General features: G+C 53.4%; 11 protein-coding genes. 3 read left to right on the top strand and 8 right to left on the bottom strand.

Going from position 1 to position 13,282, the window contains the following annotated elements; translation table 11 throughout:
• The first annotated feature begins 1 nt into the window (after position 1).
• Positions 2-601 (top strand): recombination mediator RecR, encoded by a 600-nt coding sequence (gene recR / locus SH449x_RS15165; protein WP_482376917.1) that lies wholly within the window; start codon positions 2-4, stop codon positions 599-601.
• Positions 602-829: 228 nt separating this feature from the next.
• Here the strand turns inward: recR and SH449x_RS15160 are convergent, their stop codons facing one another.
• Both SH449x_RS15160 and mnmA read right to left on the bottom strand, forming a co-directional pair.
• Entirely contained in the window at positions 830-1,177 is a 348-nt protein-coding gene (locus tag SH449x_RS15160) for a hypothetical protein (RefSeq protein WP_482381831.1), read from the bottom strand.
• A 238-nt stretch (positions 1,178-1,415) separates the two neighbouring features.
• Positions 1,416-2,609: a tRNA 2-thiouridine(34) synthase MnmA gene (mnmA, locus tag SH449x_RS15155; RefSeq protein WP_482376916.1), complete on the bottom strand. Its 1,194-nt coding sequence runs from the start codon at positions 2,607-2,609 to the stop codon at positions 1,416-1,418.
• Between the two features lie 100 nt (positions 2,610-2,709).
• Between mnmA and SH449x_RS15150 the strand changes: the two genes are divergently transcribed.
• Together SH449x_RS15150 and moaA are read left to right on the top strand one after the other, a co-directional pair.
• Positions 2,710-3,129 (top strand): molybdenum cofactor biosynthesis protein MoaE, encoded by a 420-nt coding sequence (locus SH449x_RS15150; RefSeq protein ID WP_482376915.1) that lies wholly within the window; start codon positions 2,710-2,712, stop codon positions 3,127-3,129.
• Positions 3,126-4,142 carry a GTP 3',8-cyclase MoaA gene (gene moaA / locus SH449x_RS15145; RefSeq protein WP_482376914.1) on the top strand — a complete coding sequence of 339 codons (1,017 nt, stop codon included), beginning with the start codon at positions 3,126-3,128 and terminating at the stop codon, positions 4,140-4,142. Before SH449x_RS15150 ends, moaA begins: the two co-directional genes overlap by 4 nt.
• An 11-nt stretch (positions 4,143-4,153) precedes the next feature.
• On the opposite strand, the gene hisD is transcribed toward moaA, so the two are convergent.
• The 6 genes from hisD to nusA form a co-directional block, all read right to left on the bottom strand.
• Positions 4,154-5,521, bottom strand: coding sequence for a histidinol dehydrogenase (gene hisD, locus SH449x_RS15140; RefSeq protein WP_482376913.1), 1,368 nt, complete (start codon positions 5,519-5,521; stop codon positions 4,154-4,156).
• A gap of 11 nt (positions 5,522-5,532) precedes the next feature.
• The gene (locus SH449x_RS15135) at positions 5,533-6,279 is read right to left on the bottom strand and encodes a YebC/PmpR family DNA-binding transcriptional regulator (protein ID WP_482376912.1); all 747 of its coding nucleotides are present in this window, start codon (positions 6,277-6,279) and stop codon (positions 5,533-5,535) included.
• A 17-nt stretch (positions 6,280-6,296) separates the two neighbouring features.
• A complete protein-coding gene (locus SH449x_RS15130) occupies positions 6,297-7,535 on the bottom strand; it encodes a hypothetical protein (protein ID WP_482376911.1) in 1,239 nt (412 codons plus the stop codon).
• Positions 7,536-7,587: 52 nt separating this feature from the next.
• A complete protein-coding gene (rbfA, locus tag SH449x_RS15125; protein ID WP_482376910.1) occupies positions 7,588-8,088 on the bottom strand; it encodes a 30S ribosome-binding factor RbfA in 501 nt (166 codons plus the stop codon).
• A gap of 54 nt (positions 8,089-8,142) precedes the next feature.
• On the bottom strand, positions 8,143-11,085 hold the full coding sequence (infB, locus tag SH449x_RS15120; protein ID WP_482376909.1) for a translation initiation factor IF-2: 2,943 nt from the start codon (positions 11,083-11,085) through the stop codon (positions 8,143-8,145).
• 260 nt (positions 11,086-11,345) lie between these two features.
• On the bottom strand, positions 11,346-12,653 hold the full coding sequence (gene nusA, locus SH449x_RS15115; protein ID WP_482376908.1) for a transcription termination factor NusA: 1,308 nt from the start codon (positions 12,651-12,653) through the stop codon (positions 11,346-11,348).
• Positions 12,654-13,282: the final 629 nt, after the last annotated feature.

The following is a 13,282-nucleotide window of genomic DNA, read 5'->3' as shown; positions in this document are numbered from 1 at the left end:
GATGGCAGAGATATCGCAATCCGTTACGGAATTGATTGAGCAGCTGGGCAAGCTGCCGGGAATTGGCCGAAAGACGGCCGAGCGGCTAGCGTACCATCTTTTGCGGGTTCACATCAGCGAAGCCCTCGCCTTGTCCGATGCCATTCGCAGCGTGCGAGAGAATGTCCGCTACTGTTCGGTCTGTTTTAATTTGGCGGAGGGGGAGCTTTGTAATGTCTGTTTGGATTCTCGGCGAGACCAGCATTTATTGTGCATCGTCGAGCAGCCGCGAGACTTAATCGCTCTCGAGCAAGCGGGCGTGTATCGCGGCCACTATCATGTTTTGTTAGGGCGTATTGCACCATTGGATGGCATTGGGCCTGATCAATTGACAATCGAGTCGCTCGTCGACCGAGTTCGAACCGGCAATTACACCGAGGTCATCATGGCGACCAACCCCAATGTGGAGGGGGATGGAACGGCCTTGTTTATTTCGAATCAGTTGGCAGATTATCCGGTCAAGTTGACGAGGTTAGCACGCGGCGTGACGACTGGCAGCGTACTTGAGGCAACCAACAAAGAGATCCTCGCCGACGCGTTGACCGGGCGACAAGCGTTGTAGTGGTTGAGGAGTTGGGCAACCACGTCTGCATGGATCTAGCAGACCTCGAAGGGCCTAGCATTGCTGCCTTATCGAAAGAAGTATCGTACTGCCAGCCAGAATGAAATGGTGCGTCGTTTACGATGCTCGCCAAGCAGAGGGGCCTCGTTGCCTCGGCCACTACCCTTTTCATGGCCTCGTTGCCTCGGCCACTACCCTTTTCATGGCCTCGGCCAATGACAAGTATCGTTAGACTTGAGTCGGAGCGACCCATTCGTTGGACGGTGTCGATGCGTCCGATAGCGGTGCTCCAGCGGTGCTTCGTCGTCGACGACGCGGCTTGTGAGAGGCCCATTCTTTGGTCATCAATTCAAAGACCTCAGGGCTCTCGTAACGCACGATATTCTTGCCCTCCGGAATCGGACCGATCAGCCCTTTGAAGACCGGCATCCCACGCAAGTCTAAATCAGTGCTGCTGTCCTCAATCCCAATCTGCGTATGAGTGCGAAAGATAAACTCAGCCGAATGAAAGTCACGGATGCGGAGAGACCCATCCTCCGCACGCGTGACCATTCGGAATACATCTTTTTTGCCCATAAGATCCCCAGTTCGACTCATGTCGAAAACAGTGTTCGTGTTCTGTGACTCGGGAATCCATCCCCCTGGTTTTTAGGTCGCGGGACTTTGCAGTCTCCGACTTGCTACTGCTCGCGCCCACATCCATGTGAAACTCGCAGTATCTGGTGCCATCATGGCTAACCTGTCTAACACTAGTTTTCGGCTATGAGAGACCTAAACGTTTTGAAAGAAGTCCAATGCTGTCAATAACGGCTTGTTAGGCACCACACGAACTACCTGAATAACCGGCTTCTTGCTCACTCCAGTCGCCACGACCGGTTTTATTGATCCATCCGCAACCAATAGCTCGCGTGCCAAGAAAGACGGCCGCTAACTGGCCAGGTGAGACTCCAAAACAGTCCTCGCTAAAGCTGACAACGAACGTATCGTTCGAAAGACGTTTGACCCGAGCTGGTTGTGGCGATGAGTTGTATCGAATCTGAACTTCGGCATCAAACCACTCATCGATCGGTATTTCTTCCAGCCAGTTCGACTCTTTGGCGATGAGCCAGTTTCGACTAAGTGACTCGTGCGGACCTATAGTGACGCGAGCCGTCTGAGCATCGATGTGGGTCACGAAGTAGGGTGAACCCATGGCGACCCCAAGCCCCTTGCGTTGGCCTATGGTAAAGCCCTCGATGCCAGGATGCTTACCCACAACTTTGCCATCTTCCGTTATGATCTCACCTGGTTTCGAGGCTTGTGTCTTGTCGCGAATAAACTGTGCGTGTTGTCCCGAAGTAACAAAGCATATTTCCTGACTATCTTTTTTGTCGGCGACTCGCAAACCGAGCTGCGTTGCGATTTCGCGTATCTCCGATTTGTGATAGCCACCGACGGGAAGCAGCATCCGTTCGAGAAAGTTGCGATCGATGCCAGTGAGAACATAGGCCTGATCTTTGTCGTCATCCAGCCCCCGATGCAGTTCCCAATCACCGCTGTCCGATTGCATCATGCGAGCGTAATGACCGGTCGCTACGAACTGTGCTCCGGCTGCATCGGCATAATCAAACAATCGCCCGAACTTGATCCAGTTGTTGCACTGAACACATGGGTTCGGAGTTCGACCATTTTGGTACTCATCAATGAAGTAGTCGACAATCCGCCGGAAATCCTCCTCGAGATCGAGCGCGTAAAACGGGATGCCAAACCGATCCGCCACACGTCGCGCGTCGGCAGCATCGCTGGCACTACAGCAGCCTTGTTTGTGATCCAACCGGCCTTGGAGAATCGGCAAAAGGGGGTTGGGTTTGCCCGACTCCAGTTCGCAGGCTTGGCTCGATTTTTCTCCATGCCGCATGAAAACGCCGATGACCTCATAGCCTCGTTCGAGCAAAAGATGAGCGGCCACGCTGGAATCGACTCCACCGCTCATGGCTAAAACAACTCGCTTGGGGGACAGTTCTTTCATGGCACTACTTTCGCTTGAATTACTGAAAATACTAGCACGACAGATCAAATTTAGAAGTTGCGTTCTGGACGATTCGTCCCAGCTAGAGGAAAATCGTGGAATGATTTTGATTACATCCCAGCCGATTGATACCTCTGCAGTCTTGAACCATGTTTCCGATGAAGCGTGCGGGGCTACGGTTTTGTTTCTGGGGACCACTCGCCGCTGGACGGGGGAAACCGAAACCGCTTACTTGGAGTATGAGGCGTATGCCGAAATGGCCACGGCCAAGATGCAGGAACTAGCGGACTTGGCCGCTGAGCGATGGCCAATCAAGAAATTGGCCATTGTGCACCGAGTCGGCAGAGTGGAGGTTCAAGAGGCTAGCGTGGCGGTAGCAGTGAGCTGTCCTCACCGAGCCGAAGCTTTTGATGCGGGAGAATGGCTCATTGACGAGCTTAAAAAACAAGTTCCCATTTGGAAAAAGGAATGGTATGCCGTCCAAGCTCCCAAGTGGATCCATCCCAGCCCTGCTCCATGAACCCACTAAAAGTGCCGCTACCTTTATTGCCCTTAGTGGATGGATTCGGACGAGTCCACACCTCCCTACGTGTAAGCGTGACCGATGCCTGCAATATTCGTTGCCGTTATTGCATGCCCGCGACGGTCACTGGCTTCCTACCGCAATCCAAGTTGCTTTCGTTTGAAGCCATCGAGCGGATAGTGCGAGTGCTGGTAGCTGCCGGTGTTCGCAAGGTACGTTTGACCGGCGGGGAGCCACTCATGAGACCCAACTTAGATCAATTGGTCGGCAAGTTAAACCAAATCGATGGTCTCGAGCAGATCGCCATGACCACAAACGGAATGATGTTGGCTGGGATTATAAATCAGCTTGTGAAAGCAGGTCTTACTCATATCAACATCTCGTTGGATACACTCAGAGAAGAAGCCTTTCGTCAGATCTCGCGGCGAGACGGAATCGATCGGGTCATCGAGGGAATCGACTCGGCACTCAATACCGGCTTGGTAGTACGGCTCAATGCGTTGGTACTGAGAAACATCAACCTAGAGGATTGCATACCACTGGTTGAGTTCGCGAGAGAACGAAATATCTATATTCGTTTCATCGAGTTCATGCCCTTGGACGCCGATCGGACTTGGAGTCACGATCAAGTTGTCTCGGGTGAGGAATTGCGAGCGAAGGTAGAATCCGAGTACGGTCCCCTAGTCCCGATCGGAAGACACGATCCCTCGCAGCCAGCCATGGACTATGGTTTTGCGGATGGAAAAGGGGGAATCGGATTCATTGATCCGGTATCGAAGCCCTTCTGTGAAAGTTGCAATCGATTGCGACTAACCGCCGATGGCAAGTTGCGTAATTGTTTGTTTGGTCGTGAAGAGTGGGATGTACGAACGGCGATCGATGCTGGGGAGAGTGACGAGAGGCTCTATGAAATCGCGAGCGACTGCGTCAAAAACAAATTTGCTGCGCATGGCATCTCCACATCCACCTTTAAGCAGCCCGATCGAGCCATGTATCAAATCGGTGGATAGCCTTAACCGCGTTAAACCCGTAATCGAACGGATTCGCGGTGGGCCGTGAGCCCTTCCTTGTCTGCTAAAGCCGTGATGTCGTTAGCGATCGATCTCAATGCCGCCTGATCGAATTCGATAACGCTACTCGATCGGAGGAAATGGTTAGATGAAAGTCCCGATGCCCAACGTGCTGTGCCTCCCGTAGGAAGCACGTGCGATGGCCCCGCTGCGTAATCCCCCAAGGCAACCGGAGAAAACGGACCGAGGAACGTGGCACCGCTATTGCGAATGTTCTTTAACAATCGGCGAGGATTGTCGATCGCGATTTGCAAATGCTCTGGAGCAATCAAATCGGTAATACGGCAAGCCTCCTCCTCGTCGCGACATAATATCAATGCACCGAATTCGTTCAGGGAGGCGACGGTCAAGTCTGCTCGGTCGAGTGATTCTACTTGCTTCGCCACGCAACGTTCAATCTCATCGAGCACCTGACGATCCCAGCTGATAACGATGCTAGCACCGGGCGAGTGTTCCGCCTGAGCGAGCACATCCGATGCGGCATAGGACGCGTTAGTAGTACTGTCTGCTAGTACAACGACCTCGCTCGGACCAGCGATTGAGTCGATATCGACCTCGCCGTAGACAAAACGCTTGGCTAACGCGACAAAGAGATTGCCAGGTCCCACGATTTTGTCGACGGCAGGTATTTCCTTGATACCATACGCCAGAGCCGCGACGGCTTGTGCGCCGCCAACGGCATAGACCTCGCGTAGCCCCAGTTCATAACAAACCGCGAGCATATCGGGGTTGTAGGCTCCGAGAGGCGTAGGGGGAGCTACGACTGCGATCTCATCGACCCCAGCACATTGGGCTGGTACGGCAGTCATTAGAACAGTGGATGGGTAAGCTGCGGCACCACCTGGTACGCAGATTCCGACTCGGCGCAGCGGTTTGTAACACTGCTCCAGGACCACTCCAGGTGTTGGCTCGACACGAACGGTTTTGTGAAGAATGCTGGACTGAAAGGTCGCGATATTATCACGAATGCGACGAATAGAATTGAGAAAGGAAGGGGAAGCAGACTCATGGGCTGTCTTCATTTTTTCCAGGGGGACTCGCAACGTCTCAGCGCTGATCTCTGGATTATCTAAGGCTCTGGCGTAGCGTAAGACGGCCTCAGACCCGAGGGACTTGACGTCGGTGCAAATCCTTTGGACGACCTCTGATGGCGACAACGCTTCTCCAAAGACCTTTAAAGTGAGTTCGCGGCCTCTTGGGGAAACGACCGATCCATCGGGGCTAAGCTTGGCTCGAAGTCGTTTGATTGCGGCAGGAAAATCCTCACGCGAAGCATCCAACCGTTCCATGCGAACAGTTGAGGAGGTCTCAGATGGCATTTTAGAACGGTCTATTGAAAGGATTCCAATTGTTCTTGCGTAAAGTTAACGTTGGTAGCGACCGATTGAACGTCATCGTGGTCTTCCAGCTTTTCCAAAAGCTTCATGACCGAGATCGCTGTCTCACCGTCCACCTCAACCGTATTGCTAGGTACGCGTGCAACTTCTTTTGTTTCAATGGGGACATTTTGTGCTTCGAGGGCCTCGACCAAGCCGGTATACGCCTCCGGTGCACATGTTAGTTCAAAATACTCGCCGCTTTCCGTGACGTCGTCCGCACCATTCTCGAGAGCTAATTCCATTAGCTTTTCTAGATCGATGGAGCTCTGTTTGATCGACATAACTCCCTTGCGTTCAAACATATAGGCTACACAATTGGTGGAACCTAGCTTTCCGCCGTGGTTGTCGAACAACTTGCGAACCTCAGGGGCGGTTCTGTTGCGATTGTCGGTCATGATGTCGCAAAGCACAGCCACTCCGCCGGGGCCATAGCCTTCGTACAGAATCTCTTCAACATCGCCCCCGTCGAGTTCGCCGGTTCCCTTTTTAATGGCTCGTTCGATGTTGTCGCGAGGGAGCGAGACTGCTTTTGCCTCGAGGATGGCAGCTCGAAGCCGGATATTGGCAGATGGATCTCCACCACCCAGTTTGGCAGCCACGATGATCGCCTTGGATAGCTTGCTCCAAAGCTTGCTACGCTTTGCATCAACGGCAGCTTTTCGATGCTTGATGTTTGCCCACTGCGAATGGCCTGCCATACTACAAACTCCGAACTTTACTTAGGTTTCTTCTTGGTGATCTTGACGTTGTTGGCCATTTTGGCTGGTTTTTTAGGGGCAGCGCTGGCCTTTTTGGTTTCTGGTTGCTTTTCGGGCTTTTTAGTAGATTTCGATTTTTCGGTTGCCGCTTTTCCCGATGCTGCTTTCTCAGCGGGGGGCTTTCCCTTGGGGGTCGCCGGCTTAGCTGCGGGAGACTTGGAAGAGGGTGTTTTTCCAGACTCGGACTTAGAAGTTAGCTTACTGACTGACTTTTTATCATCAACCTTTGCCGTATCTTTGTCAGCTCCCTTCGCTGCGGGCTTTGGAGCTTTGTCTGGCGCGGGCTGCTTGGGGCTGTCCTTTTTGCCTGGAGCTTTTGAGTCGCCCGACTTTTTGCTCGATGCTTTGGACGCGGCATCGGCGGTGTCAGTTGCGGCAGCGTCTTTCTTTTCCGCTACGAAAGCGTCCTTAGGAGAGGCGGCCGATTCTTTCGCTGAGGATTTAGCGCCGTCTTTGGAGGTCGTCCCTGCACCGCTCTTGGATGCTGATGCAGTTTTACTTTTCGTGGGAGAAGCGGTGGCTTCGGCTGCCGCCGGCTTGGCCTTAGGGGTAACTCCCAGTTCCTTAAAGACAGCTAACGAGGCTGCGTGCTTCTTGTTGAGGCTGTACTCGACAGCGAACTGGTGGAGCAAGGAACCGAACTCTTCTCCCTTGTTTTTGGGTATCGCTCGCTCGAGGCCCGTAACCGATTTCTTTTCTGCTTCGGAGTCGGACAAGATGCCCGCCGCCCAGAGCACATCGACCGTGGAGGAATCAACGGGAATCGCATGCCCACCTAACGCGTGTTGAGAGGTGTAGTTTAGGACGAACTGCGTCATTCCCTGCCAAGCTTGCAGTTCCTCGGTCGCTTTGCCAAGATTTGCTTTCTTGAGGTCTTCCAAATCGAATTGGTAGCGGGTCTCGAACATAGATTGCAGACATCGCTTGATTCGATGCCCTGCGGTGGCTGCGTTCGGTAGGGCCGAAAGGATATCGCTCAGCTCAATCGTCGTGGTGACACGAACTTCGTTCCAATCAAAATAGCTCTGTTGTAACTTAGCGAACGCTTCATCAGCTTGCTCGCTGCGAGAATCCTCGAGGCAGCAGGCGTAAAGCATGTGCTCCAGCACCGTTCGCTCGACCGAAACCTCGTTAAACTTGAGGTGCTTTTTTAACGCTTTGTAAAGCTGTTCAAACTTTTCGACACGTGTGCTCATTGTGATCTAAGTGAATCGAACGATTCGGAATCTTTTGGCTGGAAGTAAAGGATTAGGTCGTTGGACGTTGTTCGCCATCGTCATCGACAGAATCTTCTTTGAGATCCTGCGGGCTCTCTTGATCATCATGGAGATCTGCAATTTCTTCTGTCGAAGACGAGTCGTCCTGCTCATTAGGCAGGGAGCCTTTTTGTGCAGCAGTTTCCGCCCGCTCGGCAGCAAGCTGTTCTAGGATTTGCGAAACTGCCATCGATTTCTTCACGCCATCATCGAGAACGAATCTCAATTTCGGGGTATAACGCGTGTCGATCCTATCGGCGATCTTGGCTTGCAAGAATCCTGCGGAGTTTTGCAAACCTTTCATGCTAGTGGATTGCTGGGTTTTATTTCCCATGATGCTGACAACCACTTTGGCCTCGCGCATATCCGGCGCTACCTCAACGCCAAGAACTGTTACGTTCTTGACCCGGGGGTCCCGGATCTCGGTCAGAATGGCCATGGAAACGACCTCTCGGATCGCTTCACCTGCTTTTAAAACTCTTCTTGCCGTCATTGTTAGTTACTACGATCTTTCTCGCTCAAGATGTCTGCTTAGAACGCAAGAGCGTTACGATCTCGTGGAATCCAAGGTACGTGCAAACTCTTCGATGCGGTAAGCCTCGAGCAAATCATCAGGCTTGATGTCGTTAAAGCCCGCTAGCTTGATTCCGCACTCCATGCCTCGTGGTACCTCTTTGACGTCGTCTTTGTGACGCTTGAGGGTGTCCAAGGCATAGTCACCGATTTTGCGTCCTTCGCGATTAACCCGGATTCGACAACCGCGCTCCACTTGCCCTTGCAGAACGTAGCAACCTGCGATCGCTCCCACGCGAGAGACAGAAAAGACCTGTTTGACCAGGGCTCGTCCGAGTTCCACGACACGCTCTTCTGGCTTGAGACGGCCCTCGATCAGAGCCTTAATGTCCTGTGCCAAATTGTAAATGATCTCGTACCGGCGAACCTCGACGTTTCGCGTGTCTGCCAATACACGTGCGGCTTCGTCAGGGATGACGTTAAAGCCGACAATCACCGCATGCGATGCACTTGCCAAAGTCACGTCAGCTACCGTCACGCCACCGACCGATTTTTGAAGAATACGAATCTCGACCTCTGGATGATCCAGCTTGGTTAGCTCTTTCTCGATAGCCTCGAGTGAACCGCGAGCGTCGGCTCGGATGATAAGGTTGAGAACCACCTTCTCTTCTTTGACTCCGAGTTTGCCCGTTTGCAGCAACTCCTGGAAGGTCTCGAACGAAACCTTCGGAGAAGTTCCGGATAGGGATTGAGCTCGAACGGCGTTCTCACGGTCTGCCGCCAATTGCCGAGCTTGTGCGATGTCATCCAAAACAAAGAATTTCTCGCCCGCCTCAGGTGCCGTATCTAGACCGGTAATGTTAACCGGGACCGATGGGCTGGCCTCAGTTAACTGTTTGTTGGTCTTTAAGGTATCGTAGAGAGCTTTGACGCGTCCGAACGACGAGCCGCATACGACGATATCCCCCACCCGCAATGTTCCGTTCTGAACCATAACCTTGGCGGTAACACCACGGTTCGGATCTTGTCCGCTTTCCAAGCAAACACCGGTCGCAGCTCGTTTTGGGTTGGCTCTGTATTCGTGCAACTCAGCGACGGTCAGCACGGTTTCCAGCAAAGTGTCCATCCCATGACCTGTGAGGGTGCTGGTTTCAACGACTTCAATGTCACCACCCCATGCGCTCGGGGTTAGTCCATGCTCGGTCATTTGTGTCATAAGACGATTCACATCTGCGCCAGGCAGGTCGCATTTGTTCGCAGCCACGACGATGGGAACACCCGCCGCCTTGGCATGGGAGATCGCTTCCTCGGTTTGAGGCATGATGCCGTCGTCGAGAGCGACCACCAAAATGGCGATGTCGGTTACGTTGGCTCCACGAGCACGCATTTCGGTAAAGGCTTCGTGACCGGGGGTATCTACAAACGCCACCATGCGGCCGTCTTTCTTGACGGTGTAGGCTCGAATATGTTGAGTGATACCGCCTGCTTCGCCCCGCACGATCTTGGTGCCGATCAAATAGTCCAGCAAACTGGTCTTGCCGTGGTCGACGTGCCCCAAGAATGTCACGATCGGTGGACGAGCAACCATGTCCTCTGGATTGTCCTCGACCGCTTCGAGCTTGTTGATCAAGCTGGTTTCGAGAGACTCGGCTTGCTTAAATTCGATATCGATTCCAATATCAGCCGCTACCAACTCAGCTTGTTCCTGAGTCAGAGTTGAGTTGATGTTAGCCATCGTTCCCATCATCATCAACGAACGGAGCACGCGAGCGGCTGGAACGCCGGCTGCTTCGGAGAAGCTTCTAAGCGAACATGGCATAACCAAGATCGCTTTTTCTTTTCGTGCGATGGTAACCTGCTTCTTGCGGCCCCTGCCGCCTCCACCACGACGCTTGTTCTCTTCATCCTCGATGAGATGTAGATCCCTGGTTGTCTGGATCTTAGGATTGCGAAGCCGATCGCCGCGTCCGGATCCGCCCAGAGCCTTTTTCTTGTTGGCTGGCGATTCTTCCTCGTCAACGACCTTTTTGCTCTTCTGATTGAGCTTGTTCTCAGCATTCGCTTTGAAGTCAGCTAGACCAGCATGCATTGTCTGACTAGGTGTGGATGCACGTCCCGTTCCCGTGGGTTTCGCTGTAGAGCCAGGAGTCTTTGGCTTGTCTGCCGGTTTCTCCATCCCCTTGCCGATCCCCTTTATTACATCGGGAGTCAGCTTGACGATTGGCTTCTGGATCGCGGGTTCCTGAGATTTCGCGTTCGCAGGAGGCGTTGCGGTCTTGGGCATCGGGGAGAGGTTTAGGACCGGTGCACGACTCTTCTTACGGTCTGCGGCCGGCCGCTCGGAACCGGATTTGGATGGATCAGCGGTGCTTCCACTTCCTGGGCGTGGTCTGCCTAATACGCGAACCCGACCGCTGGTTTGTGCAGGAGAGTAATAGTCACCTCTCCGGAGGGCCGGCGAACCCGGGGTGGGGGGACTGCTGGGCTTGACTTCTTCCTGGATGGGAGCCGAGGCAGCAGGGGGCTCGGAGATTGGTTCTGCGGGCAATGCCTCCGCAGCGGGTGCGCTGCTCACGGCAGGCTCGACCGTTTGCGTTTCGGGCGCGGTTTCGGTGCTTTCCGAAGATTCCGCGTCCTCGGCATCTTCCAGAACGGTAGCGTCATCCTGTTTTGTCGATACAGCCGTTCGCTTTGCTGCCGCTGCGGCTAAGTCACGCTTGGCCGCGCCAAATCTTGCGCCAGGCTCTCTAATGGGCGCTTCCTTGATAGGCTCTCTCGTTGGGAGCGGTGCAGGAGGTGCCGCGGCAGCAGGGGCTGCTTTCTCCGCCAAATGCTTCTTGATTTTGACGATTTCGTCGTCGTCCAAACTGGCAAGGGCACTTCCCTTGTTCAAGATTCCCAAACGCGTGCACAAATCCACTAGCTCTTTGCTATCTAGACCAACATCTTTTGCAAGCGAATAAATACGTACTGCCACTGAGCTGTTTTCCTTGGGCTTTCTGCCCGTTGAGACGTGTACGATTCCCTGTCCGGATCGGGACCTCGCCTTAGTCTCTCGTCTTGTAAATTATCTCATTCGGATGCCCCCACGAGGTAGGTTGTGGGTCCTCCCACGGCGTTGCCAACCATCTGACAAAGCCACAACACACGCAACGTCGACCGATAGACCGACCACGCACCTCTGACTCTTATGATAATACCGCAATTTCTCGCGTTACGGCAGGAGTCAAACATTAATTAGGTCGCTGATTCTGTGCCATTTTCGTCCTCCTTCGGCGGTTCTGGCTCGGGCGGGGGAGCCGGGGGTGCGTTTTTTGCACGCTCTTTTCTGTCCAGTTCTTCCGTCGCTTGTCGCTCTCGCTCAGCCTTCTCGGCCTGTTTTCTTTCGGCCTCCTGGACCTCTAACTCTTCCGCTCGTTCTTCGGCTTGCAAGACAATCGCGTCGACCTGCTCCTCGGTCCAGCCACCCATTTCCATCAAGGCATCAGGCTCAATGACCGACAAATCGTCATAGGACAAATAGCCCTGTTCGACCAATTGTTGCGCGACTTCCTCCGTCATTCCTTCAATCGATAGGAACATCTCCATCGCCTTTTCAATCTGACGTTCCAGTTCGGAAGCCGTCATGATCTCAATATCCCATCCGCACAGCTTGCTCGCTAGCCTGACGTTCTGACCAAAACGACCAATGGCCTGAGATAGGTGCTCTTCATTTACCAAGGCGATCGCTCGGCCGATCATGTCGCACAGCAAAACTTGCTCGACCTCTGCCGGTTGCAGGGCATTGGGAATGAGCACCATGGGGTCGTCGTTCCACCGAACGATATCGATTCTCTCGCCCGCGAGCTCACCCGTGACATTCTTGATGCGATTGCCCCGCATGCCCACACACGCTCCCACGCAGTCAATCCGCTGATCGGAACTACTGACCGCTACTTTGCTGCGATAGCCGGGCTCGCGACTGATGGCGTTGACGCGGATGACTTCTTCTGAGATCTCAGGGATTTCCTGCTCAAAAAGTCGCTGAACAAAGCTGGGGTGAGTCCGCGACAGAATAATTTTGACCCGATTTCCGGACTGCTTGACTTCGTAAATGACTGCTCTAACTCGGGATCCGTTGTGGTACGACTCGCCCGGAATCTGCTCACTGCGTGGCAGAATTGCCTCCACATTGCCCAGTTGAACAATGGTTAACCCTTTTTCTGTCCGCTGCACAACGCCTGTAACAAGCTGACCTACCTGAGGATAGAACTCATCCAGTCGAGCATCTCGCTCTGCTTCCTTGAGCTTTTGAATGATAACTTGCTTTGCAGTCTGGGCACCAATACGACCGATTTCCTCCTGGCTGAGGGCTTCGCCGTCGACTGTTACCGTAATTTGGCCACTTTCCCGAGAGATCGAAACGATTACCTCAGTATCTTCGCCGAACTGTCGCTTAATAGCGGTTATCAAAGCAGATTCGATCGCTTGAATAACGAGATCTGGGCTGATCTGTTTTTCGCGATGCAACGAATCGACAATTCGAAGCAATTCTTGTGGATTCATGCGGATTAGTCAGTAGGAAAGTGGTTTTGCGGGGGTGGCGGTGAACTCAGAACCCCCGTTTTCACTACCGACCCTGTTGTGAGGCCACACGATGTGCGGCAAGCCCGCTAGGCTATACTCCTGCGGGGCTCATGTCAACATGATGTAAGGCAAAATGATGGTAAGAATCCATGGTGCCAAAGTGAGATTGCCCAAGTCTGGGGAGTTGTGGTTTAGCTTGAATCGTGAGACTCCGCAGGGCAAGCCTGCTGCATCTGATCATCCGTCTTGGGAATATGACTGGCACGAATCATCAATCAGGCACGAATCATCATACTCAAACCAGAAAATTCGAATCTTTCCGGTGCGTCTCGCCCCAACGAGCCCCGAGCCAGCGAAGCCTAGTAGGCCGTAACAAATAGCCCCAGGGTTGTCCTGTTAAGGACAAAATCTCGGTAGCCCGAGCGCCCCCCCTCGCCTGTTGCCGTCCCTTTAGGGACGAAATGTAATCATGTCTGTCACTTCGGCGATTCCTCGCAAATGACATATTGTCCCTAACGGGATCGCTAACCATCGAAGTCGCTCTGGCCATGAGTCATCGGTGCAGTGCGTCGCATGTGCAGTAAAACGCCCCCCTGCAAACCCTGCTC

Source organism: Brakhagea baltica (assembly GCF_052161605.1).
Lineage (GTDB): Bacteria > Planctomycetota > Planctomycetia > Pirellulales > Pirellulaceae > JBKCUI01.
Note: the sequence above shows the minus strand (reverse complement) of the source record. Positions and strands in the feature narration are given on the sequence as shown.